Origin of the sequence: Ancylomarina sp. (assembly GCF_041555295.1) — a bacterium.
In the GTDB taxonomy this organism is placed as follows: domain Bacteria; phylum Bacteroidota; class Bacteroidia; order Bacteroidales; family Marinifilaceae; genus Ancylomarina.
The window spans coordinates 1-25,908 of sequence record NZ_JBFFKR010000029.1 but is presented as its reverse complement, the minus strand read 5'-3'; the positions used below and the strand labels follow the sequence as shown (position 1 = coordinate 25,908).

Annotated in this window: 24 protein-coding genes and 2 tRNA genes; 13 read left to right on the top strand and 13 right to left on the bottom strand. The window is 35.4% G+C overall.

Going from position 1 to position 25,908, the window contains the following annotated elements; genetic code table 11:
- Together ABY905_RS04325 and rbfA are read right to left on the bottom strand one after the other, a co-directional pair.
- Positions 1–1,074: ABC transporter permease (locus ABY905_RS04325; RefSeq protein WP_372640920.1), on the bottom strand; the 1,074-nt coding region annotated here is incomplete at its 3' end.
- A 47-nt stretch (positions 1,075–1,121) separates the two neighbouring features.
- Complete coding sequence (rbfA, locus tag ABY905_RS04320; RefSeq protein WP_372640918.1) at positions 1,122–1,460, bottom strand: 30S ribosome-binding factor RbfA; 339 nt, start codon at positions 1,458–1,460, stop codon at positions 1,122–1,124.
- Positions 1,461–1,702: 242 nt separating this feature from the next.
- Here rbfA and ABY905_RS04315 point away from each other — a divergent pair, with 242 nt between their 5' ends.
- The 4 genes from ABY905_RS04315 to ABY905_RS04300 all read left to right on the top strand — a co-directional run bounded on the left by ABY905_RS04315 (position 1,703) and on the right by ABY905_RS04300 (position 5,414).
- Positions 1,703–3,217: a GH3 auxin-responsive promoter family protein gene (locus ABY905_RS04315; RefSeq protein WP_372640916.1), complete on the top strand. Its 1,515-nt coding sequence runs from the start codon at positions 1,703–1,705 to the stop codon at positions 3,215–3,217.
- A gap of 10 nt (positions 3,218–3,227) precedes the next feature.
- Entirely contained in the window at positions 3,228–3,992 is a 765-nt protein-coding gene (locus tag ABY905_RS04310) for a hypothetical protein (RefSeq protein ID WP_372640914.1), read from the top strand.
- A 101-nt stretch (positions 3,993–4,093) separates the two neighbouring features.
- Complete coding sequence (locus ABY905_RS04305; protein WP_372640912.1) at positions 4,094–4,723, top strand: deoxynucleoside kinase; 630 nt, start codon at positions 4,094–4,096, stop codon at positions 4,721–4,723.
- A 22-nt stretch (positions 4,724–4,745) separates the two neighbouring features.
- Positions 4,746–5,414 carry a deoxynucleoside kinase gene (locus ABY905_RS04300; protein ID WP_372640909.1) on the top strand — a complete coding sequence of 223 codons (669 nt, stop codon included), beginning with the start codon at positions 4,746–4,748 and terminating at the stop codon, positions 5,412–5,414.
- Between the two features lie 88 nt (positions 5,415–5,502).
- Here the strand turns inward: ABY905_RS04300 and recO are convergent, their stop codons facing one another.
- The 6 genes from recO to ABY905_RS04270 form a co-directional block, all read right to left on the bottom strand.
- Positions 5,503–6,231 (bottom strand): DNA repair protein RecO, encoded by a 729-nt coding sequence (gene recO, locus ABY905_RS04295; RefSeq protein ID WP_372640906.1) that lies wholly within the window; start codon positions 6,229–6,231, stop codon positions 5,503–5,505.
- Positions 6,232–6,414: 183 nt separating this feature from the next.
- The gene (locus ABY905_RS04290) at positions 6,415–6,987 is read right to left on the bottom strand and encodes a non-canonical purine NTP diphosphatase (RefSeq protein ID WP_372640904.1); all 573 of its coding nucleotides are present in this window, start codon (positions 6,985–6,987) and stop codon (positions 6,415–6,417) included.
- A gap of 87 nt (positions 6,988–7,074) precedes the next feature.
- A complete protein-coding gene (locus ABY905_RS04285) occupies positions 7,075–7,239 on the bottom strand; it encodes a hypothetical protein (RefSeq protein ID WP_372640902.1) in 165 nt (54 codons plus the stop codon).
- Positions 7,227–7,496: a hypothetical protein gene (locus ABY905_RS04280; RefSeq protein ID WP_372640900.1), complete on the bottom strand. Its 270-nt coding sequence runs from the start codon at positions 7,494–7,496 to the stop codon at positions 7,227–7,229. Before ABY905_RS04280 ends, ABY905_RS04285 begins: the two co-directional genes overlap by 13 nt.
- Positions 7,497–7,952: 456 nt before the next feature.
- On the bottom strand, positions 7,953–8,777 hold the full coding sequence (locus tag ABY905_RS04275; protein WP_372640898.1) for a universal stress protein: 825 nt from the start codon (positions 8,775–8,777) through the stop codon (positions 7,953–7,955).
- Positions 8,778–9,011: 234 nt separating this feature from the next.
- Entirely contained in the window at positions 9,012–9,836 is an 825-nt protein-coding gene (locus ABY905_RS04270; protein WP_372640896.1) for a universal stress protein, read from the bottom strand.
- A 413-nt stretch (positions 9,837–10,249) separates the two neighbouring features.
- Here ABY905_RS04270 and ABY905_RS04265 point away from each other — a divergent pair, with 413 nt between their 5' ends.
- Positions 10,250–11,281 carry a glycosyltransferase family 9 protein gene (locus ABY905_RS04265; protein WP_372640894.1) on the top strand — a complete coding sequence of 344 codons (1,032 nt, stop codon included), beginning with the start codon at positions 10,250–10,252 and terminating at the stop codon, positions 11,279–11,281.
- 115 nt (positions 11,282–11,396) lie between these two features.
- On the opposite strand, the gene ABY905_RS04260 is transcribed toward ABY905_RS04265, so the two are convergent.
- Positions 11,397–11,470, bottom strand: a tRNA-Gln gene (locus ABY905_RS04260).
- A gap of 266 nt (positions 11,471–11,736) precedes the next feature.
- On the opposite strand from ABY905_RS04260, the gene ABY905_RS04255 reads away from it, so the two are divergent.
- The 3 genes from ABY905_RS04255 (at position 11,737) to ABY905_RS04245 (ending at position 16,598) form a co-directional block, all read left to right on the top strand.
- The gene (locus ABY905_RS04255) at positions 11,737–14,838 is read left to right on the top strand and encodes a DUF2723 domain-containing protein (RefSeq protein WP_372640892.1); all 3,102 of its coding nucleotides are present in this window, start codon (positions 11,737–11,739) and stop codon (positions 14,836–14,838) included.
- Positions 14,839–15,027: 189 nt separating this feature from the next.
- Positions 15,028–15,207 carry a hypothetical protein gene (locus tag ABY905_RS04250; protein ID WP_372640890.1) on the top strand — a complete coding sequence of 60 codons (180 nt, stop codon included), beginning with the start codon at positions 15,028–15,030 and terminating at the stop codon, positions 15,205–15,207.
- A gap of 86 nt (positions 15,208–15,293) precedes the next feature.
- Complete coding sequence (locus tag ABY905_RS04245) at positions 15,294–16,598, top strand: serine hydrolase domain-containing protein (protein ID WP_372640888.1); 1,305 nt, start codon at positions 15,294–15,296, stop codon at positions 16,596–16,598.
- A gap of 617 nt (positions 16,599–17,215) precedes the next feature.
- Here ABY905_RS04245 and ABY905_RS04240 read toward each other — a convergent pair.
- The gene (locus ABY905_RS04240) at positions 17,216–17,680 is read right to left on the bottom strand and encodes a hypothetical protein (RefSeq protein ID WP_372640886.1); all 465 of its coding nucleotides are present in this window, start codon (positions 17,678–17,680) and stop codon (positions 17,216–17,218) included.
- 149 nt (positions 17,681–17,829) lie between these two features.
- Positions 17,830–19,626, bottom strand: coding sequence for a signal peptide peptidase SppA (sppA, locus tag ABY905_RS04235; RefSeq protein WP_372640884.1), 1,797 nt, complete (start codon positions 19,624–19,626; stop codon positions 17,830–17,832).
- A 200-nt stretch (positions 19,627–19,826) separates the two neighbouring features.
- Here sppA and folK point away from each other — a divergent pair, with 200 nt between their 5' ends.
- Entirely contained in the window at positions 19,827–20,312 is a 486-nt protein-coding gene (gene folK / locus ABY905_RS04230) for a 2-amino-4-hydroxy-6-hydroxymethyldihydropteridine diphosphokinase (protein ID WP_372640882.1), read from the top strand.
- Here folK and ABY905_RS04225 read toward each other — a convergent pair.
- Positions 20,309–21,943 carry a SulP family inorganic anion transporter gene (locus ABY905_RS04225; RefSeq protein ID WP_372640880.1) on the bottom strand — a complete coding sequence of 545 codons (1,635 nt, stop codon included), beginning with the start codon at positions 21,941–21,943 and terminating at the stop codon, positions 20,309–20,311. The two genes, folK and ABY905_RS04225, sit on opposite strands and share 4 nt — an antisense overlap.
- A 142-nt stretch (positions 21,944–22,085) precedes the next feature.
- Positions 22,086–22,159, bottom strand: a tRNA-Gln gene (locus ABY905_RS04220).
- Between the two features lie 162 nt (positions 22,160–22,321).
- On the opposite strand from ABY905_RS04220, the gene ABY905_RS04215 reads away from it, so the two are divergent.
- The 4 genes from ABY905_RS04215 (at position 22,322) to mnmH (ending at position 25,830) form a co-directional block, all read left to right on the top strand.
- Positions 22,322–22,672, top strand: coding sequence for a hypothetical protein (locus ABY905_RS04215; protein ID WP_372640878.1), 351 nt, complete (start codon positions 22,322–22,324; stop codon positions 22,670–22,672).
- 233 nt (positions 22,673–22,905) lie between these two features.
- Positions 22,906–23,829, top strand: coding sequence for a ribosome small subunit-dependent GTPase A (gene rsgA / locus ABY905_RS04210; RefSeq protein WP_372640876.1), 924 nt, complete (start codon positions 22,906–22,908; stop codon positions 23,827–23,829).
- Between the two features lie 113 nt (positions 23,830–23,942).
- On the top strand, positions 23,943–24,710 hold the full coding sequence (locus ABY905_RS04205) for a TIGR00266 family protein (RefSeq protein WP_372640874.1): 768 nt from the start codon (positions 23,943–23,945) through the stop codon (positions 24,708–24,710).
- A gap of 91 nt (positions 24,711–24,801) precedes the next feature.
- Positions 24,802–25,830, top strand: a complete 1,029-nt coding sequence (gene mnmH / locus ABY905_RS04200; RefSeq protein ID WP_372640872.1) for a tRNA 2-selenouridine(34) synthase MnmH — start codon at positions 24,802–24,804, stop codon at positions 25,828–25,830.
- Positions 25,831–25,908 lie beyond the last annotated feature (78 nt).

The window sequence follows — 25,908 nt, the reverse complement described above, 5'->3', positions numbered from 1 at the left end:
CCCCCCTATTTTAATAAAGCCATATTTAGCCTGCAACAAGCAAATTACAATACCAACTACGGTTCCAATCAAAGCTCCGGATAAGGAAATCAACCAACCCTCTATCAGGAAAATTCGTTGAATCAGCGTTTTATTAGCTCCTATACTTCTCAGCGTTTCAATATCGTTTTGTTTATCGATAATGAGCATACTCAGCGATCCTATAATATTGAACGAAGCGATAACAAGAATGAAGGCCAAAATAAAAAAGATGGCCGTCTTCTCTGTTTCCATCATCTTAAAGAGAACATCGTGTTGTTGAAAACGGTTTTTTACCACATAATCATCACCTAAGAGGTTTTGGATATAAGCTTGTACTTCATCTGATTCTTCAATATTCTTGAGCTTAATTTCAACAGCACTAACAGCTTCTTCTCTATCGAATAAACGACGAGCGAAAGCCATTGGAACCAGTACATAATTCGAATCAAAATCTTCCTGAATGGCAAAGATGCCCTTAGGAAAAAGAAAATCAACATTAAAGGCATCCATAGGATTATGCCCTATTTTAGCCGTACGACGAGGGACATAAAATTTGATGGGATCAATAAAATTCAGACCGATGCCCAAATTTCCAGCCACAATATATCCAAGTACAGCATATTTATTATTATTCTGTTCTAAGATAAATTTCCCATCTGACATCATGGTATCAATACCCGTCATCAATGCAAAATCTTCGCTCACTCCTTTTACAATGGCTGGACGCTGGCGATTGCCATATTGCAAAAGGGCATTATCTTCCAAGGCTTCTGCATAAAACAAAACCTTATCCATCTTCTTTATTTGAGAAAACTCAGATGAATTGGGAATAAAAGTCTTACCAGCTACAGGTAATATTTTAAGATCAGGATCAAAACTCCCAAACAGATCTCCAATCAACATATTGAGCCCATTAAAAGCCGATAATACAATGATTAAAGCCATGGTACCCAAACTCACACCAATCACTGATATCATGGAAATGATATTGATTACATTCTGTTTCTTTTTAGAAACAAGGTAGCGTTTGGCTATGTAGAAAGGTAAATTCAAATACTCAGCTTAAAGTTTGATAATCTCAAAATCTGTGAACAAAAGCTTTATTTTTTCAAAAGAGAATCAATATTAGCGATATAATCAAGTGAATCGTCAACGAAGAAAGTTAATGCCGGCACAATTCGCAACTGTTTTCCTACACGATTCCCTAGTAAACGACGCATGTTTTTGGTTTGAATTTTCACTTCTTTCAAAACAGCTTCTGCCTGATCTGATGGGAAAATACTTAAATAAACTCTTGCTAATCCTAAATCAGGACTAATTCTTACACGGGTAACTGAAATCATCTTTCCTTGAAAAAGATTACGTGATTCCATTTGAAAAATCTCGCTTAAATCTTTTTGCAACAATCTTGATATCTTACTCTGTCTGGTTGATTCCATTATATATAATTTTCTTTGTTTCTAATTTATCTTGGCAAAGATAGGGATTAATCTATAATAGATAGTATTCCTTTAATATTGAACGATTTTATTTAAATAAATTTCAGTAGCAAGCCTAAAAATAACATCTAGTTTAACATGAATATCTTTGTATTTCGACAAAAAGTCAACTTTTTAACAAAATAAATTCCCTATATTTAAACTTATAATTTACCTGTTAACCTCTAACGATAAGTTTATATATGGCTCTTATTAATTCCATTGTTTCCTGGTTCAACACCAAACGACTTTCTGAAATTGATTTCACGAAAGAGCATCCTATTGATACACAACACGAAGTTTTAACCAAACTTTTAAGCAATGCTAAGAATACAGAATGGGGACAGAAATACGATTTCCAATCGATAAACACATTAAATGATTTCAAACAACGTCTTCCTATCCAAACTTATGAAGATATTGAGCCTCTCGTTGATAGATTGCGTAGAGGAGAACAAAATATATTGTGGCCTAGCGAAATAAAATGGTTTGCTAAATCATCAGGTACGACTAATTCTAAAAGTAAGTTTATCCCTGTGAGTAAAGAAGCCATGGAAGATTGTCATTTCAGAGGCGGAAAAGATATACTGACACTTTACACATCCCTTTTTCCTGATACGGGTTTACTTAAAGGCAAAGGCCTCACCTTAGGAGGGTCTCATCAAATAAATAACCTCAGCAATGAATCGTACTATGGCGATTTATCTGCAATTTTAATCCAAAATTTACCCTTCTGGGCTGATTTTATACGCACACCAGATTCATCTATAGTTCTTTTGGAAGAATGGGAAGAGAAACTCGACAAAATGACTGAGGCGACTCTTAATGAAAATGTCACTAGTCTCTCAGGGGTGCCATCCTGGTATCTAGTTCTGCTTAAACATGTATTAAAAGTGAGTGGAAAACAAAGCATTCACGAAATCTGGCCGAATCTGGAATTATTCGTTCATGGTGGTGTTTGTTTCGATCCATATCGCAATCAGTTTAACTCACTTCTTTCGCCAGAAAAGATGAATTATATGGAAACTTACAATGCATCAGAAGGATTCTTCGGTATTCAAAACGACCTTAATGACAAATCCATGTTACTCATGCTCGATTATGGAATTTATTACGAATTTATTCCTCTGGAGAATATTAATGATGAGAATCCTAGAGTTTTAAGTCTTGAAGAGGTTGAATTACATACAAACTATGCCATTATTATCACAACAAATGCAGGTTTATGGCGCTATCAAATTGGCGATACCGTTCAATTCACATCCTTAGAGCCTTATAAATTTAAGATATCAGGAAGAACCAAGCTTTTCATAAATGCTTTTGGTGAAGAAATTATTATTGACAATGCTGAAAAAGCGATGCAAATGGCTTGTACAAAAACCGATGCTATCTTAAAAGACTATATGGGGGCACCAATTTTTATGGATGACAATACGAAGGGTGCACATCAATGGTTGATTGAATTTGAAAAAGCACCCAAAAATACTGATGAGTTCAACTACCTATTTGATAATGCACTAATGAGCGTCAACTCTGACTATGAGGCTAAGCGTTATAAGAACATAACTTTAGATAAACCCATCATCACAATAGCTCGACCTGGATTATTCTACGATTGGTTAAAGAAAAAAGGTAAATTAGGTGGTCAAAATAAAGTCCCTCGTTTAGCTAATAATAGAGATTTGATTGATGAAGTTTTAAGCATGAATCAAATTTAAAATACATCCAATGAAATTCATTATCATCATTTTGAGCCTAGTCAGTTCACTTAATGTTTTCGCTCAAACTAATCATCGAATTTTAGAAGTCGATCATCTGGGCTACATCTACACCATTGATGGAAATGAACTAAATAAATTCTCATCGGAAAAGGAACTTATTTCTAATTATTCAGATGCTCTATTAGGGAATATTACGTCTATTGATGTGACCAATCCTCTTCGCCTGCTCCTATTTTATAGAGAGTTCAACCAACTTTTATATTTAGACCAGACTTTGACTCCACTTTCAGACCCAATCGATTTATACACTTATTCTGATAATGAAACACACCTATGCTGTAATGCATCTTCTGGTGGCTTTTGGATATTCAATAAAGATGACAATCAGGCTTTTCAGATTTCAAGGCAGAGTGAAATCATAAATAAAAGTAGCCTTTTATCTACTTATATAAAGAATATTTCTCCTTCAAAAATGAGTGAATATCAGGAAGAACTATATTTACTTCTCCCCTCAAAAGGACTCTTAATTTTAAATAAATTTGGCCGATTTCTTCGACAAATTTCATTAACAGGAATAAGCGATTTTTGCTTTACTAATCAGGATCTCCTTTATCTAAAAAATGATATTTGGTTTGCATATAAACCCCTCTCAAAAACGGATTCCATCGTTTTTGAAATGCAGAGTTCACATGGAGGACAGAGTAAAATCCTAGCCGACAAAGCTTATATCTTTTGTGGAGATCAAATCTCTATAAAAAAGCTAAAGCACTGACACAAAAGCCATCCAACTTCAATCCAAAAACAAGAAGTTGCAATCCTGAAAATTATTCTTAATTTTAGTTGATTTTTTAAAGAATAAAACTAAACATAACAATGCATATTGCTGTTGCAGGAAATATTGGGGCTGGCAAAACAACTTTAGCCGGTTTGCTTTCGAAACATTACGCTTGGGAAGCTCACTTTGAGGATGTTGATGAAAACCCATATCTAAACGATTTTTACGAAGATATGCAGCGTTGGTCATTTCCTCTGCAAATTCACTTTCTGAATTCTCGTTTCAATCAGGTTTTGGCTCTACGTCAATCTGGGAAGAAAATTATTCAGGATAGAACCATCTATGAAGACGCTCATATTTTTGCGCCTAGCTTGCATGGCATGAACTTAATGGCAGAGAGAGATTTTAAGAACTATATTGCTCTTTTTGAGGTTATGAGTGACCTAATTCAAGCTCCAGATTTGTTGATTTACCTACGAGCGTCTATTCCTACACTGGTGGGGCATATTCAAGCCCGAGGACGTGATTATGAGGAAACCATTCGTCTAGACTACCTTAAGAATCTAAACGAGCGCTACGAAACTTGGATTGAAGGTTATGACAAAGGAAAACTACTGATTATTGATGTTGATAATATTGATTTTTTAGGAAATCCTAAAGACTTATCTGAGGTTATCTCAAATATCGATGCCAATCTGCATGGCCTTTTCACAGAAAATTTAGTTTAGAACATTCTTTTGCATCTAAATCATGCAAAATCCATCCGAAACCAATCGGATTTACATTCAGAAAAAAAATATCGCTATGCATATCGCTGTTGCAGGAAATATAGGCTCAGGAAAAACAACACTTACCGAACTACTTGCCAAACAATATGGCTGGGAAGCTCACTTCGAAGATGTTGATGAAAACCCATACTTAAATGACTTTTACGAAGACATGCAACGTTGGTCATTCAATCTTCAAATTTATTTTCTGAAAAGTCGATTTTCCCAAATCATGGATATTCGAAAATCTGGTAAAAATATTATTCAGGACAGAACAATCTATGAAGACGCTCAAATTTTTGCCCCTAATTTATTTGACATGGGCTTAATGACTGAACGTGATTTTAGTAATTACTGCAAGCTTTTCAAGCTTATGAGTTCCATGATTCAGGCTCCAGATTTATTAATTTATTTACGCTCTTCTGTTCCAACCCTCGTTAATAATATTCAAAAAAGAGGTCGGGAATATGAAGAGACTATTCGCCTGGATTATCTTAAAAACTTGAATAATCGTTACGAAAACTGGATTAAGAGCTATAATAGAGGGAAAATATTGATTGTTGATGCAGATAACATTGATTTCCTTAAGAATCCGAACGACCTAAACGCCATAATGGACCAAGTTGAAGCACAAATTCACGGTCTATTTTAAAAAACAAAAACATTTATAAATAATAAAAGCTCCAAAATCTCTCATTAGATGTTCTTGGAGCTTTTATTTTATGTCCAGACAAGCCTGATTAAAAATCATTCAAATCTTCAAATACTGAAAGTGATTTCAACTTAGAAAACCCATGACTATGCAGAGCATAAAAGTTCAAAATGGCTCTAAGCAATATTTTCAGATCCTCTGTATACAAATCAACATCATTAATATCATTCAGTTGTGTTTGTAAGAGTAAGTGCAACAAATCACTTATGTGGTTGTTCAAACAATGTGCATGTCGACTTTCCAACCCCACAAAAACAGCATTATCCAAATCGAATATTTGATTCATCTCTGACCAATTATCGTGTGGGTAAAAACCCAGGAATCGTGTTAAGTTTAATAAAAAACTAAGGTGATAAGCTTTGGGTATCTTATCTACTTGAATCAGATAAGAAATATGATCACTTAAAAAACTAAATAGCAAAGCATCTCCTTCCTCCTCTTTTAAAACTTTTGAAAGAACTTCTGCTAAAAATAAAACAAGATGATTTTTATGAGTTTCAAAATTTAGATGAGGAGTCGATTCGGAAAACTGAGCTTCTTGAATCATTTGTAGATTCTTCCCATCTCTATGAGACACATTCATATCCAAAAGGAAAAGGGATTGAAAGAGATTCGACTTCGTTCTAGATTTCTTGGATCTCCCCCCCTTGATCATATAACTTTGCCTACCGAATTTTTCGGTATATGCATGAACAATAAAACTCGTCTCACCATACTTTACCGAACCTAAAATAATCGCTTTAGTTTTATGAATCATATCGCGAAAATTAATCTCAAAAAGAATTAAACTCAACAAATATTGGATTATAGTCAAGCTACAATATTAAAATCTACACTTTAATTAGGAACCCATATTCCTCTGTATATAAACATTATATATTAATCAAGTTAAAGCTCTATAAATATTCACTTTTTTATTAAAACACAGTTTAAAAGTGATCTACTTAAGTAAGAATTCAACTAATTTACGTACCGCATTTCCCCTATGGCTAATCTTATTCTTTTCAGGTAAAGACATTTCTGCAAAAGAAACATCATATGCGTTAGGTTGGAATATAGGATCGTAACCAAAACCATCTTGACCTCTTTCTTCAGACAAAATATCTCCATTTACGATACCTTCAAATTGAGTTTCTTCGCCATCAATAATCAATGAAATAACAGTCCTAAATCGAGCTGATCTTTCGCTTTTCCCATCAAGATTTTGCAAAACTTTTTTCATATTATCTTCAGATGAACGCGAACTTCCCGCATAACGTGCTGAATAGACGCCAGGTTCATTATTCAATGCAGTAACTTCCAATCCTGTATCGTCAGCAAAACAATTCAATCCAAATTTCTCATAAATATAATGGGCTTTTTGGCTCGCATTTTCTTCTAGTGTTTCATGATCCTCTGGGATCTCATCCTGACAATTGATATCTGCTAAACTCAGAACTTGAAATTCATCTCCAAGCATGTTTTGAATCTCAGAAAGCTTATGTTTATTGTTTGTTGCAAAAACAAGTTTCATATATAATATTTTTATTTATTATTAGAGTAAATCTCTTTCCAAAGATAATGTCATTCTTTTAAATATAATCATCAAAAATCCTCCCTTTTAAAAGGACTTCACAAAACCAACTCCTACCTGCTTACCATTATAATATGGAAGTATTGTAACCGAATTATTGGGTTTCTTATTCTTAAATATTTTTTGACTCAACCATGGGTTAATCCAATAAGCAAGTTTAGTGCTTAAGGTTCCGACTCCTACGCCTGCCATAACATCGGTAAACCAAAGCTTATTGTTACGAATTCTAAACAGCCCCGAACTGGCTCTACAGTATACCTTGCAATTCCATACCATGAACTGACTTCTTTATATTCCTGCCTCAAATATTCTTCTGTCATAAATGCTGTTGCCGTGTGACCAGATGGAAGAGAACTCTTAGAACTCCCATCAGGACTTTCAATTTTAAATGTGAACATCATCGCATTAACAGCAATTCCCATAATCAGATAGGCCGATGCTAATATCACAATCTCTTAAATAGTGTTTCTCTTTAACTCCAAATGCATTTAAACCGTATACTGCAAGTGCAGGTGCATATTACCCATAATTATCAATAGTTAGAGAATGATTAATATATTTAATGGTGTTTCTTTTTATATGAGAATTAAAAACTTGCAACAATTCACTCTCATTACCAACAATCCCGTAACCAATTAGAATTGAAGGAACAACGATGTTTTAAATTTAAATTGGAACCTTTGATCATCACTTACCGAATCATTAGAATGTGATAGTGCAAATGTATTGAAGGATAAAAACAAAAAGAGTAAGATGATAATCTTTTTTAATTTTATTACTGTGGATATTGAAAAGATGACTGTAAATAGACTTGCTATTTGATTATTCCTCTATTGTGAAATAGCAACAAAAATAAATCCCAATTCAAAAGAATGGGGATTCACAAGTAAAACATTTTGGTTATTTTATTTAAAAGGAATAAATTTCCAACCAGTACGTGTAGGTGTTATACACATCACAGGGATTTTTTCATTATTTGCTATTAAATAATGGCTTTTGGGAGTGGTAAAGAAACTCCTATAGTCTAATTCCGTTTTAGTTAAATTCAGAATCAGATCTATTCCCCTTTTACGTGAAAAACTAACTATAGAATTATTGAAATCAAAAACACTAAAGCATTCACTCTCAAAATTTATCTTTTCCTTATTCAAAAAATTCTTAGCGAAAGCAACATTCCTAAATATTTTCTTATTCTGTCCAGCCTCTTCAAATTCTGGGTAAACCAGATAAACTTTAAGCTCTATATATCGAGCCAAAAAAGCAATCCATCTTAGTAATAATTTACTTTCTTTTCTTTGGTCAATTGGACAAATAAGTGAAAAAGAGCTTCTTGTTCGCTTCGGTCTCTGAACCACAACAGATGGAATGACTGCTCCTGAAAGAACATTTAAAATTGATGTTCCAATATATTTCTGAATCCCTTTAAAACCATCTATCCCCACAAAAATCATAGCTGCTTGATTCTCGTCCGCAGCCTCTTTCATGCCCGAATGGAAACTACCTACTTTTACAATAGTTCGCACTCGCTTACCCTTTCTGGCTAAAACATCAGCTGCAATTTTATCCAGTTTGATTTTAGTTTCCTTTACAAGCTCTTCTTTTTTAACAATATATATTAAACATACATCAAGCTTGCTTTTAGATGAATAGAACAAAGCATGATCTAATGCATACTCAGAAACGCCCTTAAAATCCCATGGCACAAATATTGTTTTCCCGTTTTCTATCATCTTTTTTTTTTGACAATTATGCTTTAAGCTTATTTAATACACATATTATTATTTAAAACAAAGCTTTGCTCAGCTTAAAACTAACAAAACAAAAGCTAATCTCAAAAACATAAGTTGATCTTATTCATTAAATAAAGAGCAGGGATATTGTCATAACTATAGTACATAGACATGTAAATGGAACAAAAGGTTGATAATATTGATATCATAATCCTATGCTATTTAAAAGAAATCTTATTTATAAGCCCCATATGACCATAAATCTTTACGAGGATTTACACACAATACCGGAATCTTCTCCTTATTTGCTATTAAGTATTGAATTTTTGAAGCAGTAAATAAATTCTGAACCTTAGGTTGACGATTGGTTATGGTTAAAATCAAATCGGCATGTTTTTTCTTTGCATATTCAACAATAGCATTATTGAATCGTTTAGAACTCAAATTCACCTCTTCATATCTCACTCTACAATCACTCAGGTAATGTTTAGAGAAGTTAACATTCGCCCTAGTTTTAATAATTCTTGTTTGTGTTTTATATTCAGGATAAACCAATGATATTTTAGCCCCTAAAACTTGAGCAAAATAAGCACCCCAATACAGAATCTCTTTACTCTCTTTTCTTGAATCGATAGGACACACCAAGGAAAAATGAGTGTGCTTTTCACGAGGAGCTTGTACAATCACAAAAGGAATAGGAGAATCCATTATCGTCCGTAAAACATGGCTGCCTATGTAATTTTGGATACCCTGCACGCCACGTGTTCCTATAAAAATAACTGCAGCAGAAATTTCCTTGGCTGCAGAACTTAAACCTTCGGATACAATCCCTTGACGAACCATCATATCAACATGTTTACCTCTATTTTGGTAAACTCTATCAACGACCTCATGCAATTTAACTATCATCTCTATTGCATCAGATTCTCGTTTGACGATATGCACCAAGCAAACCTTCAGATTGGTTTGATATGAGTAAAACAAAGCATGATCTAAAGCAAGCTTTGAATATTCTGAAAAATCCCAACCAACAACTATCGCTTTCCCTCTCTCTTTCATCTCTGTAGGATTTAAATGTTTTTCACTTTAAAAACCTAACTTAAAGATGCCAAACAAAGGCCCTCTTCAAACTTATAAATCAATCTGTTTCGAAACCCTCATCACCCCACCTTAAGCTCTGATATATAATTTACTAAGACTATCTCAGCTCCCAATTAATATTTTGACGGCGAATTATTGATTTAGCTCAAATTCTTCTATTAATCTCTGACGAATTATTCAATAATTAAATATTTCCCCTTCCTACATCAAATATTTAGCTCTCTTTGATCTTGAAGAAGCATGAATAAACATAGAAACAATAATTTTGATGAAAGTTCAATTCTTCTATTCAAGACTCATTAGCAGGCCAATAATTAAGCTTTTGAAAAAAAACTTTCTAATTTTGTCATTCAAGCTAAAAAACAGAATCCATGCCTAAAAAATTCCTCATCATTCGCTTTTCTTCTATCGGCGATATTATACAATGTATGACTGTTGTTGATGGTATTAAGAACCATTACCCGGACGCTGAAATCCATTGGATTGCTCGAAAAGACATGTCATCCTTTCTAGCGATGGACGATCGTATTACAAAAATTTGGGGATTCGATAGAACAGCTGGTTTTAAGGGGCTTTGGAAACAAGCCAAAGAATTGAAGAAAGAAAAATTCGATTACATATTCGATGCCCATAGCAATATTCGCTCTATCGTTTTAAAAACTGTCTTGGTTCCAAGATGGAAGCGTTGGTTTGGCATTGGTCCGAACTATGCACTTCGTAGTAAAGACAGAATCAAACGTATTCTCTTATTCAAATTTCGAATTGATAAATACCCGATGCCATTCAGAGGAATGCTATCCTTTAGAAAACCCCTTCTAAAATGGGGAATTTCAGATTTTTCTATCAATAAAACAGATTGGTATTTTCCTGAAGAACTCAAACAGAAAATTAACTCAAACATTCTTAACTTTAAAGATAAGGATGATCTAAAACTAATCACCCTTGTCCCTTCTGCTGCTTGGCCAATGAAACGTTGGCCTATTGGGCACTGGCAAAAACTCGTTTTGAATCTACCCGACTACAAGTTTATGATTTTGGCAGGACCTGATGATTTGTTTTGTAAAGAAATAGAAGAGATAGCTCCTGATCGAGTTCTAAACTTAATGGGAAAAACCAACCTTTTAGAATCCTGCTATCTAGTACAGAAATCTCATTTGGTTATTTCTGGAGATACTGGTTTTCTTCATGCAGCTGACAAGTTTGGCATAAAAGCCCTATCCTTAATGGGACCAACAGCCTTTGGTTTTACAAGTGGCGAACAGATTAAAACATTAGAAGTAGATCTTAAATGCCGCCCATGTACAAAAGATGGATCGGGAAAATGCTCTCAGGATGTGTATCAAAAGTGTATGGTAGATATTTCCCCTGAATGGGTAACCAAAGAAGCTTTAGAAATAATTTAAATCGAAATTTAAGTGAAAAAATTAGAGACGTTAATTACTTAACGTCTCTTTTTTTATCTCGATGAGAAAATAAAACATAAAAAAAGCTCCGAATATAAATTCGAAGCTTAAATTTTGGTTGTCCCACAAGGACTCGAACCTTGAATGCCTGTACCAAAAACAGGTGTGTTACCATTACACCATGGGACAATTCCGTTGCTCAATTTCCTTAGAGCACTGCAAATGTAAACATTTTTTTCATTCTGCAAATAAAAAAAATATTTTTTTCGAAGCTTAAGTATCTAGGTGCCTAAAAATGACTATTTTCATGCCTTAAATATTTTTACAAACAAATCGTACTGTCAGGTAAACTCGGCAAATGGGAAATGATTCCATGGAAAATATGCCATCTTTGCTTGTCTTAATTCAAAAAACAATAAAAAGAACTCATCGTTCCAATAAATTTTTAATAAAATATGTCGGGAAACAATAAACTATCGAATACAGATTATAGTCGGTATAACATTATTCTGGGTTGGTTAGCTTTTGCTATAGCAGCCATTACCTACGCATTAACCATGGAACCTTCTGCCAGTTTATGGGATTGTGGTGAATTTATTACAACAGCATATGGTTTAGAAGTTGGTCACCCTCCTGGGGCTCCTCTTTTCATGATTATGGCGCGTTTCTTTTCATTATTCGCTCCCGACCCATCCTACGTGGCTCTCATGGTTAACCTGATGTCTGCGCTTGCTTCTGCATTTACCATCATGTTTTTGTTCTGGACCATCACCCATCTTGCAAAAAAGCTTTTTATAAAAGATGGCGAGATTAGTTTCGCAAATGGTGTTGCCGTTTTTGGCGCTGGAATGGTTGGTGCACTTGCTTATACTTTTTCAGATACGTTTTGGTTTTCTGCTGTCGAAGGCGAAGTTTATGCGCTATCATCACTGTTTACAGCAGTCGTATTTTGGGCTATTCTTAAGTGGGAAAATGTTGCCGATGAAAAATATGCCAATCGCTGGATTATCTTAATTGCCTATTTAATGGGACTTTCAATTGGGGTACACCTTCTGAACCTTTTGGCTATTCCTGCAATTATATTTGTTTACTATTTCAAAAAATATGAAACAACCAGAAATGGAGTTCTTGCAGCTTTAGGAATCTCTCTAGTTATTTTGGGCGTTATTATGTATGGAATCATTCCTGGGGTCATTAAAATGGCTTCTTGGTTCGAGTTAGCCTTTGTCAATGGAATGGGAGCCCCTTTCAATACAGGGGTTCTGATTTATGGCATTGCCATGATCGCTCTTGTTGTATGGACGATTAACTATTCAATCAAGCACAATAAAGTAATATTAAATACCATCGTCACTTCATTTGTTGTGATCATGATAGGTTATTCTTCATTTGCCATGATCGTTATCCGTTCTTCGGCTAACCCTCCTATGGATGAGAATAATCCAGACAATGTTTTTGCCCTATTATCTTACTTGAATCGTGAGCAATATGGCGACAGACCTCTTGTGTTTGGAGAGTACTATAATGCTCCGGTTAACGATGTTAAATACACGACTCCTGTCTATATTCAAAAGGGCGATAAATATGTGATTGCTTCTCGCAAGCCAGCTTACGAATTTGATTCTCGATTTAAAACCATTTTCCCTCGTATGTACAGTTCAAATGCCGGGCATGTAAAGGATTATGAATATTGGGGAGGTATCTCAAAAAATAATCCGATTACAGTCGATAATGGGAATGGTCCTGAAACCATCTACAAACCAAGTTTCGGAAACAACCTAAGCTTCTTTTTCCGCTATCAGTTCAATCACATGTACTGGCGTTATTTTATGTGGAACTTTGCTGGTCGTCAGAACGATATTCAAAGTCATGGAGGAATTCGACATGGTAACTGGATTTCAGGGATTCAATTTTTAGATGAAATGCGACTGGGTAATCAGGATAAATTGTATTCTGAACTGAAAAATAAAAAATCCAGAAACACCTTATTCTTTCTTCCTTTCATTTTAGGTTTAATTGGTATTTTCTTTCAACTAAATGCCGGCAAAGAAGGCAAAAAGGATTTCTGGGTCGTCATGCTGCTCTTCCTTCTTACCGGATTAGCTATTGTCGTTTACCTCAACCAATACCCGCATCAACCTCGTGAGCGTGACTACGCTTATGCTGGTTCGTTCTACGCTTTTGCCATATGGATTGGTTTTGGTGTCTTGGGGCTTTATCATTTCTTGCAAAATAAAATGCCAAAACTCGCATCAGCAGGATTGGTGACTTTGATTTGCCTTATTGCGGTTCCAGGCCTTATGGCTCAGCAAAACTGGGACGATCATGATAGAGGTGGGCGTTATGCGACATTAGCATACGCCGAGAACTATCTGAACTCATGCGCTCCTAATGCAATTCTATTCACTTATGGTGATAACGACACCTTCCCTCTTTGGTATGCACAAGAAGTTGAAGGCATTCGTCGTGATATTCGTATTGTCAACATCAGCTTATTAGCTGGAGATTGGTACATTAATCAGATGCGTAGGAAAGCCTATGATTCTGATCCTGTTCCAATGAGTTTAAGCGCCGAAAAGGTTGAACCAGGTATACGAGATCAAATTCCAGTAATGGATCGCTTATCTAAGCCTGAAAACCTTGCTGAATTGATTGAGTTTGTGGGAAGCGATAATAAAGCAACTCGTTTAGAAACACAATCGGGAAAGATGATGGATTATTTCCCTGGAAAAAACATCTATTTACCTGTTGACTCAGATAAAGTGCTTAAAAATGGTACGGTTCAAAAAGAAGATGCTGAACTTATCGTTAATCGATTAGATTGGACATTGAAAACCAACTACCTCTATAAAAATAGCATGATGATTCTTGATATCATCGCATCGAACGAATGGGAACGACCTATCTACTTCTCAATTGGAATGGGACCTGAAAATTATTTAGGTTTAGAAAAGTATTTCCAATTAGAAGGGGCAACTTACCGTTTGGTTCCTATTGAATCCGAAAATTCTTATGGAGAGTATGGTCGTATCAACACTGATCTTCTTTACGATAATATGATGAATAAATTTGAATATGGACGCATTAAAGAGCCAGATGTGTATATGGATCAATTCCATATCATCACTTGCGGTATCATGTCATTCCGTTCGAATCATGTTCGTTTAGCAGCTCAGTTAAATGATGAAAACAAACCCGAAAAAGCAGCTAAGGTTCTTGATAGATGTATGGAAGAACTACCAATTGAAAAACTACCTATTGAATATTCATTGGTTGGTTTCATTCAAGAATATTACCGTGCAGGTGAAACTGAGAAAGCAAATGAATTGCTTCTGCGTATTGCAGAAAACTCTTACGAAAAAATGGATTACTTCCTTTCACTGGAACCAGAATACTTCGCTAGTATTGAAAACGAACAACAACGAGAGATCAGAATTGTTCAAATGCTACTAGGACTTGCAGAATCAGGAGGTCAGGAAGATATCAAAGATAAAATCCAACGAGACTTTGAAAGCCTATTTGATAGTTTCAAAAACGGTGGGGGATCAAACAAATAAAAGAAAGGCTGCGAAATTCGCAGCCTTTTCTTTTGTAATAATTCAGGTTACAACTTGGGCTTTAAATTTTGATTTATCCTCCAGGATGAAAATGTGATTTCTTATAGCATCTCTCATTTTTGTATCTAATATTTGTATAGTTTAGTTTAAAAAACTACAAATCTGATATTTAATCCTAAAACTCAAATCATGAACTCTAACAACAAAGCAGTAAAAGCTTTATTTATACCTGGTGCAATATTATTATTAATTGCATCTTTCCTGAAAATAAACAACATAGAAATAGCTGATTATATTCTTGCCTTTGGTATGTTATTAATGGCATCAGGCTTAATGATTTTATTCATAAAATATCGCAACATAGAGTAATAACAATAAATAGTTCCCCTAACTATCAATCACCCTAATAAATCTATTAATACTAAAGGTCTCAGAGAAATTCTTATTTTTAGTCTATGAAAAAAATTAAACGAATTCTCTTAGCCATTGTTCTTATTACCCTAAGTTATTTTATCTACGATACAAGTATTAAACTTCCTGTTGTCACAGGTTATTCAGCAAAAGATGTTTGCTCAGGACTTTTCATAGCCAATAGAAGCTTAGAATCCTTAGAGAATAATGATATCAACTACTCATTCATGAGTAAAACCAGTATCAAAGTTGATAGAGAAGAGAAATCGGTAACTGCTAGCATCTTCGGATTATTCCCTCGCAAAGCAATTTATCGCGGAGCTTTGGGCTGCTGTATAACGAAGGGTTACAATGAAGAAGAATTAAAACAACAAGCTTTTGAAAGACCAACAATCGAGAATATCCCTCTGGACACGGCCATTAATGGCATCAAAAGTGAAATTGATTTCAAGCTTCTAAACTCAGCTCTCGATTCCGTTTTCGAACGAGAAGAAAGAACCCGAGGTGTTGTCATTCTTTATAAGAATAAACTGATTGCTGAACGTTATGGTGACGGCTTCGATCAATCAACTCCCCTATTGGGATGGTCAATGAACAAAAGCATTATCAATGCTTTGGTCGGTATCATGAAAAGCCAAAATCGTCTTGACCTTAACGATAAAGCTCTTTTTAAAGAATGGGAAAATGACGAAAGAAAAGATATTGCTCTAAATGACCTGATGCACATGAGTAGTGGGCTTGATTGGGATGAAGGTTATGGTGGTTTGTCGGATGTTACCAAGATGCTATATAAAACAGGGGCAGCTTCAGGTTATGCCATGGCTAAGCAATTCTCTGTGAAACCTGATTCCAAATGGATATATTCCTCAGGAACATCGAATATCATTAGTCAATACATTCGCAATACGATAAGTAACGATCAGGAATATCACAACTTCCCTTACGAGGAATTATTCAAAAGGATTGGAGCACCTTCCTTTTATTTTGAGGCTGATGCTTCAGGCACTTTCGTAGGCTCATCATTTGGATATGCGACCACTCGCGACTGGGCTAAGTTTGGTTTATTGTATTTAAACGATGGAATGGCAAACGGAGAGCGAATTCTTCCTGAAGGTTGGGCGGAATATTCATACACACCAGCAAAGGCTTCAAATGGGAAGTATGGAGCTCAATTCTGGCTCAATGCCGATTCTGAAATTGATGAATTCATGTGTATTGGTCACCATGGTCAGATGGTATCCATTATCCCTTCTAAAGATCTCGTAATCGTTCGATTAGGATTATCTATCAACAAACGTTTTGATACCAATAAATTTAATCAGAACGTTGTGAATTCTATCAAAGAATAAACTTATACAAGCATATAATAATAAGATATCTATAATGTGAAGATTATACATCAGACGTCATCCTGAACTTGTTTCAGGATCTTACAATAAACACATAAAAGATTCTGATCCCGATGAGTACCGGAACAGAATGACGAATTCATTTAAGAACATCCTTTTTTTACACATTCACTTGACCCATTCTTAAAAGCTTGACCATATAACATCTCCAATTGCTTGTAGGGTAAATTGAATGAGCGGATAAAAAGCAATCATAAATAAGGAAATCGATAAAAGAATATCAATTCGAATCCATGAGTTTCTTCTAACGAAACTCATATTATCCACCTTGAGTGAAATTAATCGGAAAAGGAATTGAAAACAGAAGAATGCAAAGATACTCAGGGCATTTGAGTTAAGCTGATTAGCCTGGCTAATTTGTCCTCTCACGAGAGCTGAAAATGCCCTTGACAACCCGAGGGAGGGACTTGAATGACCTGTCATATCCGTATAGAAAGAAGGTACTATATGACTACCATTCTCGGGTAAAAAAAGACAGGAGTAAATGAACACCAGTCCAATTACTCCTGCAAATATGATGTTGATGATTCTATAGGAATCAATTCCTTTCATCTGACTTATTCTTTCTCGATGTGAATTTTAATTTTCATTGAATCTGTCTGAATATGAATTGTTTCATCAATTTTAAGACTATCCAATTGCATCTCCAATTTATCCAATTCATCTTGTAAATCGGTATTGCATGAATTTGTCCCACGAACAACTTCTTCAATCACATCCTCAACCATGCCTTCAATCTGATCTTCGTCTAACGACGCGATACCGACAAAAACGAACAACCAAAGACATGCAATTAGAGTTCCTAAACCTGAAATCACCAGAGCCGCAATATTAATCCCCTTAGACCCATTATCCTTATTGGCTTGAATAAGGCCAACTGTAGATAAGACAATTGCGATTACACCAGGCCCAATTGCAATAACACCCACACAAGGAATAAAAGCCATAAATAAGCTTAAGATACCCAGAACTAAACCAGCTACACCTAAGCCATGACCTGCATTCGTTTTAATCTTTTCCATATCAACACTTTTTGTTCTAATTTGTTAGAATCCTGATAAAGATAATAAGTTTTTCCACTGTCTAAAACATAGGAGTGAAATACAAAATAAAAAAAAGACCCTCAATTTCTTGAGAGTCCTTTTACCGTTTTCGCTAATTGACTTGAAAATTAATATAAATCGATTTGATATGGGATTCTAGCTTGAATACCACCCATATTCATAATGTCTTTTGTTTTTTCGTAATACTTGTAATTAACACCCAACTCACTCTTAAGAATTTGCATCTTCACATTACCTGTTAAATCGTCAACCAAAGCTTGGAATGGATCTTTTTCTTTTGGTAAAGAAATCAATCGGTAATCTTCGATACCAGCCTTTTCTTTTGCAATTGCAATGGCTGTTTCAAGACCTCCTAAAACATCAACTAAGCCCTTTTCTTGGGCATCAATTGCATTCCAAACACGCCCTTGTGCAACTTCGTGAATCTCTTCAACAGTCTTGTGACGTCCAGCAGCAACTCGGCTTAAGAAAGTATCATAACCATCGTTAAGAAACTCCTGAAGAATCATACGTTCTTGCTTATTGAACTTACGAGAAGAGAATGGCATAAATGGAATTGGATAGCCACCTCCGAAAGATGAAAACTTATGTGTTCCAATAGGATCTGTAGTTAAACCAAGCTTATTCTTAATCAAATCCTCACCTGAGAAAAATAAACCATAAATACCAATAGAACCAGTGATTGTATTTGGATCAGCAACAATTGTATCAGCAGCACATGCGATATAGTAACCTCCAGAAGCAGCAACATTACCCATAGAAGCAATAACTGGCTTGGTTTGTCTTGCTAAATCAACTTCTCTCCAGATGATATCTGAAATTAAAGCACTCCCTCCCGGTGAATTAATACGTAAAACAATGGCTTTCACAGTCGTATCTTTTCTAGCCTTACGAATTGTTTGTGCCAGTTCTGGGCCAATCGCAGTTGACGATTGCTCGAATCCGATTGCTCCAGTTGCATAAACAACTGCAATCTTATCTTTTGAATATTTTTTATTTGCCCTTGGAGCCTTAGTATACTTTTCGATACTAATTGTATTTAGCTTCTTCTTCGATTTGGTCCCAACAAGATCCTTCAGCTTGGCAACCATCTCATCTTCGTAGATAATACCATCAATAAGCTTATAATCCAAAGCATGTTGAGGCTTACGTACTGCAAGCTCATTGGTTAATTTATTAAATGTATCAACAGTAATATCACGCTCCTGAGCAATACCTTCTGCCATTTGATTCCACATAGCTGAAGTGTAAGCTAAATACTGCTCCCGAGAAGCTACACTCATCTTCTCAAGGAAATAAGGTTCTGTTGCCGACTTGTATTTACCAACTCGAACAACTTGAGCTTCAACACCGATTTTCTTCAAAAAGTTTTTATAAAAAGTCATCTCACCACCTATACCTGTAAACCAAATATTACCAAGTGGATTAATAAAGATACTATCAGACACAGAAGCTAAATAGTAGGCTTTTTGGGAGAATCCCATATTATTATAAGCTACAATAAACTTCCCCGAAGTTTTGAACTCTTTCAGTTTAGTGCGGATTTCCTGTGCAACGGCGTAACCGCCAAAACTTGAAGATATATCATAGATATTCAAATAAATACCCTTTATCTTATCATCCGTTTTTGCTTTATCAATACAGTCTAAAATACTATTTAGTCCTAATTTCGTCTTAGGCTTCATGCTCATAAAATCAAAACCATCCATAGGGTTATCTGAACCTCTATCCATAATCTCTTTTTTCAAAGAGATTTCAAGAACAGAATTATTCTTTACAGTAACGGGCTTATCGCCACTAGCAACTATCGCTCCTACTATTCCAATACCAATAAACAGCAATAAAATACTACCAATGATAAAGGCTAAGAGAGAGGCAAAAGTGATTTTAAAAAAATTCTTCATAAATACTTAATTTGAAAATTAGTTTTATTTTGGTCAGTTAGTTTAAATTTAAGATCCGAAACCGATAGAAAGTATTGATCTGATTCTCATAACAAATATATCTATTTTGTAAATGAAGAAAGACAATTTGACATATTTTTCGATGTATATTTTGCTGAGTAAGATTTCTTTAGTTTTTTTGCCGTTCAAACAGATATTTTATGACTAGAATCTATTTTTTATTAGGAGGTAATATTGGGAATCGTGAAGAATTATTGTCTGAAGCAGTCAGAAAGATGACAAATCTGATCGGTGAATTCGTTCAAGCTTCGTCACTTTACGAAACTGAACCTTGGGGTTTCACCCACGAACAGAATTTTCTAAACCAGGTTATTGCTTTTGATTCAGATTTATCTGCCTTAGAAATACTAGATAGAACTCAGGCTATAGAGAAAGAACTAGGTCGCGTTCGCAAAACCACACAGTACTGCGAACGAACCATTGATATCGACATCTTGTTTTATGGCGATGAATTAATAGAAAATGAAAGACTATCTATTCCTCATCCCAGAATTCAGGAACGTTCATTTGCACTGTACCCTCTAGAAGAACTCATCCCTAATTTTGTACATCCTGTATTAAAAAAGAGCATCAAAATGCTTAAAGAAGAATGCACAGATAAACTAAAAGTCAATATATTCAACTAATTAAGAGTCGCTTTGGCGTAATCTAAAGCATGATTGAATGAATCGAATATATGATCTTCTCCAATTTTAGAAATCAAATCATACTTTTCCATATCCAATAATACCGATTCGTTTACACCGGAGAGAATAATCTTAACATGGGAATTTTGAAGTGAATTAATCACTGCTTTAAAATTATGAAAGCCTGTTGCATCTATAAATGGAACATGTCGCATTCGAATCACTATGGTTTTACTCTTTAAACCAATTTGCTGAATCAACTGAGCATACTGCTTAGCTGATGCGAAAAAGAAAGGACCACTAATCTCGTAAACTGATATATCCTTAGGCAAGTCGCTATAATCTTCTATTAAATCAACATTCACATCTTTTTGAATCTGCTCTCCTTTGTCGGCCATTCTCTTCATAAAAAGAACTGCTGATAGCACAACACCAACCTCAATAGCAATAGTTAAATCAACTAAAACAGTCAGGAAGAATGTTGCCAGAAGAACAAGAATATCAAAGCCAGAACTCTTAAGAATAGATCGGAAAACACGCCACTCACTCATGTTGTAAGAAACAACAATCAATACACCAGCCAAACAAGACATAGGAATCAGTTTTGCCCATTTTCCAAAGAAAAGCATAATCAGTAGTAAGGTCAGCGCATGTACAATACCTGAGATAGGACTTCTACCACCATTTTTAATATTCGTTGCTGTACGAGCAATAGCTCCGGTCGCTGGAATTCCACCAAAAAAAGGTGTTACTATATTCGCAATTCCTTGTGCAATCAATTCAGTATTCGAACGATGATTACCACCAATCATACCATCAGCCACAACTGCAGATAGTAAAGATTCTATAGCTCCAAGTAGAGCAATTGTAATTGCGGGTGCAATATATTGACTTAAGTTTGCCCACTCGATAGCTGGAAAACTGATACTAATCGTAGTCGGAATCTCACCAAAGAATGACTCAATAGTTGTAACAGGAAGGTCAAATAATTGAACGGCTACGGTTATCGCAATAATGGCAATAAATGAACCAGGTATCTTACTCGTAATTTTCTTTGAATAAATACTAATTAAGATGGTTGCTACAGTTAAAATTAAGGCTGTTGGATTCAATGTATGAATATTAGCAAAATACATCTCCCATTTCGCTAGAAAATCAGAAGGAACTTTGTCGATATCCAAACCAAAGGCATCTTTAATTTGAGTTGAAAATATCACTAAAGCGATACCACTGGTAAAACCTACAATCAAAGGATGTGGGAAATATTTGAGCAGTGTGCCTAACTTTAGGCATCCAAATATCACCAAAAGGACACCTGCCATAATGGTTGAAATAATCAGACCATCAATACCATGAGTCTCAACAATACCATAAACAATAACAATAAATGCACCTGTAGGCCCACCGATTTGTACACGACTACCTCCCAAAAATGAGATTAGCAAACCTGCAACAATTGCCGTTATCAACCCCTTATCTGGCGACACACCCGAGGCAACAGCAAAAGCAATTGCAAGTGGAAGTGCTACGATACCAACAACAATACCAGCCATGACATCATTCGAAATTTGCTTTCTATCAATTCCGGCTTTTAAAAGGCTAAACAGTTTTGGGTTAAATAATTTTGACATTGAAGTGCTTATTTGATTTACAGGGAGCAAAATTAGTCATATTCAGAGCACATTATTCTAGAAACGATATGTTTTAGGACTTCAATTGTACTAAAGAGGGGGAATAAAAAAAGCTCCGAATATAAATTCGAAGCTTTAATATTGGTTGTCCCATAAGGACTCGAACCTTAAATGCCTGTACCAAAAACAGGTGTGTTACCATTACACCATGGGACAATCCCTTTGTCTGTCATTTCTGACTAAGACGCTGCAAATATATGTGATTTTTCTTTTTCAGCAAAGTCTCATGCAGGAAAAAGATCATTTTTTTTCAGCATTGTTTTGTATCTTACTGAAAGTAAAATATTTTGAGTCGAACAAAATTTTTAATCATGTGATATGGACAGCCTAAGTGGAAAATGGCTCTATGAAGAAGACTACAGCTATGGGAAAGCTAAGGGTGAGCTCTTTCTCAGACAGATAGGGAAGCGACTTATTGGCAAAATCATTTTTTTGGAGAACATTGATTCATCAAACTCCATAATGATACAAGAGTTTCTTGAAGGTGAAATAAATGGTAGTCAGATTATTTTAAAAGCGACAGAATATGATATTATCCACTCAGATAAAACTATTTTTTATGAACTCGACTGTTGGAAAGGTATACTATTAAACGAATTTACTATTGAAGGAGAAAGTTTAGATAATCAAGGTATTTACGGGAGTTTCATTTTTCACAAAGTCCAATAAATCTTTCTTTTAAAATCTGCCTACTTCTCATCATTACTCTAATTCAAAAACTAATTTAATCAGAATATAGCTGGTAACTAATTTCTAAAAAGCTAATCCACAAAAAAATACTATTTTTGTCGAATAATTAAGACAGAGATCTTTCAGGACTATAACTGACAGGTCAAATTGTCTATCAATAAGCAAGATCAGTGAGAAGTGCGATTCAGCCTTTTCAAAAAAAAAAATAAACTGTGAAAGAAGGATTAGTCATAAAATCAACTGGAAGCTGGTACACCGTTAAAACCGATGATGGAGAAATTCACGACTGTAGAATCAAAGGTCGGTTTCGTATGGAAGGAATTCGTACGACTAATCCTATTTCGGTGGGTGACATTGTTGAGTTCAACCAAGATAAGGATTCCAATGTTATTGTGAAAATCAATGACAGAAAGAATTACATCATCCGTAAATCGACTAATCTTTCAAAGAGTAGTCAGATTATTGCAGCTAATATCGATCACGCCTTCTTAATTGTGACTGTTAACTATCCACTTACCACAAGTACTTTTATCGATCGTTTTTTGGCAGCTGCTGAAGCATACAATATTCCTGTAAACATCGTTTTTAACAAGGTCGATCGTTATAAAGAAAAAGACCTAGTACAATTACAAGAACTTAAAGATGTCTACCAGAACATTGGCTATAGATGTTTCGAAGTATCTGCAATTACCGGATTAAACATTGATGTGCTTAAAGCAGAGATGAAAGGTAAAATCAACCTTCTTTCAGGACACTCCGGCGTTGGTAAATCAACATTAATCAATTATATCCAGCCCGGATTGGAATTGAAAACCGGTGAAATTTCAGAATCACATTCTTCAGGTAGACACACGACAACTTTTTCAGAGATGTTCGAGCTTGATTTCAGTGGCTACATTATAGACACACCTGGAATTCGTGGTTTTGGAACATTTGATATGAAAAAAGAAGAGATGTTTCACTTCTTTCCTGAAATTTTCAGAACTTCTAACAAGTGTCAATTTCACAATTGCACGCATATGCACGAACCTAAATGCGCTGTTAAGGAAGCTGTTGAAACAGGTGATATCGCAGTATCTCGCTATGACAGTTATTGGGGTATGATGTCTGAAGACGAAGATTTAAAATACCGATAGACTTAAATATTTAACAAAAGTTAAATTCTAAAACTGGACTTCTCTCCTCTTTGAGTTTAGGCTAAATCCTTATATATTGAACCTTTATTTTATGAATCCTAACATTTGAAAATATGCGTTCACACGAAATAGATTACAAAATATACGGCAACGACATTCAGTTGGTCGAGATTGAATTGGATCCAAACGAGACTGTAATTGCTGAAGCTGGAGCCATGGCTTATATGGAAGAAGGCATTCAGTTTGAAGCTAAAATGGGTGATGGATCAGAACCTGAGGCTGGTTTGTTTGGCAAGTTATTATCGGCAGGTTCTCGCATGATTACAGGCGAATCACTTTTCCTGACTCACTTTACTCATAGAGGTTATGGAAAAGCAAAGGTTGCCTTTTCAGCACCTTACCCAGGCACTATTATGCCAATTGATTTAAAGCAATCTGGAGGAACACTAATTGTTCAGAAAGATGGCTTCCTTTGTGCAGCTTTAGGAACCAAGGTTAGTATTGCTTTCAATAAAAAATTAGGAGCGACTTTCTTTGGTGGTGAAGGATTCATCCTACAAAAGCTACAAGGCGATGGCAAAGCCTTCGTACATGCAGGAGGGACAGTCATTGAGAAACAATTAAATAACCAAACTTTAAGAGTTGATACGGGTTGTGTCGTCGCTTTTGAAGAAGGGATTGAATTTTCAATAGAAAAAGCTGGAGGTTTAAAATCGATGGTTTTCGGTGGAGAAGGTCTCTTTTTAGCAACTCTACGCGGAACTGGTAAGGTTTACCTACAATCTATGCCAATTAGAAAACTAATTCAAGCTATTTCTCCTATGGGAAGTAACACTCGAAAAGGCGGAAGTTCAATATTAGGTGAATTCCTTGAAGGCTAAGACTTCAAAAATAGATTAAGATCGTCCGCATATACTTATTTATAATCCCGCTCCTCAATAACTGAGGACGGGACAATTTTTATCTAAAAACATGGTCACTAAATTATCAGCACAAGACTTTCTCGAAAAAGGAAAAACAATTCCAATGATAGACGTAAGAACGCCTGCTGAATTTGAACAAGGGCACATTCCTGGTGCTTTTAACATACCCATTTTCACTAACGAAGAACGTGCACAGGTCGGAACGAAATACAAGCGTTCAAGCAAAGATGCTGCGGTTCTTCTGGGTTTAGAGTTGGTTGGTCCAAAGTTGTCTGTGTTTGTTAGAAGAGCAAAAAAATTAGCCATTGATGGTGAAATCCTGATACATTGTTGGCGAGGTGGTATGCGAAGCGGTAGTATGGCTTGGTTATTCGAAACAGCCGGTCTTAAGCCCAGCCTACTTGTTGGTGGCTATAAAGCTTACCGCCATTACATACGTGAATCTTTTTCCTGGCCTACAAATTTGGTTGTAATAGGTGGTTATACCGGTAGCGGTAAAACAGAAGTCTTACACAAACTAACCGATCTGGGCGAACAAGTTCTTGATTTGGAAGGTGTGGCGAATCACAAAGGATCTGTCTTTGGAGCCCTGGGGCAAGTTGACCAACCAACAACGGAGCAATATGAAAATGATCTAGGAAAGATTTGGCAAGAATTTGATCATTCTAAAACAATTTGGACAGAAGACGAAAGCCATGCAGTAGGATCTGTATGGATTAACGATGCACTTTTTGATCAAATGAGGAAAGCGCCGCTTTTAGCTATAATTGTTCCTAAATCCGAACGTATTAAACGATTGGTTAAGGAATACGCTTGTTTCGATATTGATTTGCTTAAACAAATGTGTAGTAAGATTGAAAAACGATTGGGTGGACTGAAAGTAAAACGCGCATTCGAAAGTTTAGAGCAGGGGGATTATGCCACAGTTGCCGATATCACACTAGATTACTACGATAAAGCGTACGGACATGGTCTCGATACACGAACGACACAAGAAGTTTACAGAATTGAGATTGAAAAGGATGAACCTGAACAAAACGCCAAATACCTTATCGATTATCTACAAAAGTTGAAATAGATAAATAAAGGATATATAGAGAGACTGATACAATAATTAAACACAAATGCTGTTTTCAATTGTATCAGTCTTTTTTTT

Bases quoted from the DNA above. Each gene is read 5' to 3' on its own strand.
- rbfA (WP_372640918.1), bottom strand. From the start codon at position 1,460: ATGGAATCAACCAGACAGAGTAAGATATCAAGATTGTTGCAAAAAGAT.
- ABY905_RS04315 (WP_372640916.1), top strand. From the start codon at position 1,703: ATGGCTCTTATTAATTCCATTGTTTCCTGGTTCAACACCAAACGACTT.
- ABY905_RS04310 (WP_372640914.1), top strand. From the start codon at position 3,228: ATGAAATTCATTATCATCATTTTGAGCCTAGTCAGTTCACTTAATGTT.
- ABY905_RS04305 (WP_372640912.1), top strand. From the start codon at position 4,094: ATGCATATTGCTGTTGCAGGAAATATTGGGGCTGGCAAAACAACTTTA.
- ABY905_RS04300 (WP_372640909.1), top strand. From the start codon at position 4,746: ATGCAAAATCCATCCGAAACCAATCGGATTTACATTCAGAAAAAAAAT.
- recO (WP_372640906.1), bottom strand. From the start codon at position 6,231: ATGATTCATAAAACTAAAGCGATTATTTTAGGTTCGGTAAAGTATGGT.
- ABY905_RS04290 (WP_372640904.1), bottom strand. From the start codon at position 6,987: ATGAAACTTGTTTTTGCAACAAACAATAAACATAAGCTTTCTGAGATT.
- ABY905_RS04285 (WP_372640902.1), bottom strand. From the start codon at position 7,239: ATGGCAGGCGTAGGAGTCGGAACCTTAAGCACTAAACTTGCTTATTGG.
- ABY905_RS04275 (WP_372640898.1), bottom strand. From the start codon at position 8,777: ATGATAGAAAACGGGAAAACAATATTTGTGCCATGGGATTTTAAGGGC.
- ABY905_RS04270 (WP_372640896.1), bottom strand. From the start codon at position 9,836: ATGAAAGAGAGAGGGAAAGCGATAGTTGTTGGTTGGGATTTTTCAGAA.
- ABY905_RS04265 (WP_372640894.1), top strand. From the start codon at position 10,250: ATGCCTAAAAAATTCCTCATCATTCGCTTTTCTTCTATCGGCGATATT.
- ABY905_RS04255 (WP_372640892.1), top strand. From the start codon at position 11,737: ATGTCGGGAAACAATAAACTATCGAATACAGATTATAGTCGGTATAAC.
- ABY905_RS04250 (WP_372640890.1), top strand. From the start codon at position 15,028: ATGAACTCTAACAACAAAGCAGTAAAAGCTTTATTTATACCTGGTGCA.
- ABY905_RS04245 (WP_372640888.1), top strand. From the start codon at position 15,294: ATGAAAAAAATTAAACGAATTCTCTTAGCCATTGTTCTTATTACCCTA.
- ABY905_RS04240 (WP_372640886.1), bottom strand. From the start codon at position 17,680: ATGGAAAAGATTAAAACGAATGCAGGTCATGGCTTAGGTGTAGCTGGT.
- sppA (WP_372640884.1), bottom strand. From the start codon at position 19,626: ATGAAGAATTTTTTTAAAATCACTTTTGCCTCTCTCTTAGCCTTTATC.
- folK (WP_372640882.1), top strand. From the start codon at position 19,827: ATGACTAGAATCTATTTTTTATTAGGAGGTAATATTGGGAATCGTGAA.
- ABY905_RS04225 (WP_372640880.1), bottom strand. From the start codon at position 21,943: ATGTCAAAATTATTTAACCCAAAACTGTTTAGCCTTTTAAAAGCCGGA.
- ABY905_RS04215 (WP_372640878.1), top strand. From the start codon at position 22,322: ATGGACAGCCTAAGTGGAAAATGGCTCTATGAAGAAGACTACAGCTAT.
- ABY905_RS04205 (WP_372640874.1), top strand. From the start codon at position 23,943: ATGCGTTCACACGAAATAGATTACAAAATATACGGCAACGACATTCAG.
- mnmH (WP_372640872.1), top strand. From the start codon at position 24,802: ATGGTCACTAAATTATCAGCACAAGACTTTCTCGAAAAAGGAAAAACA.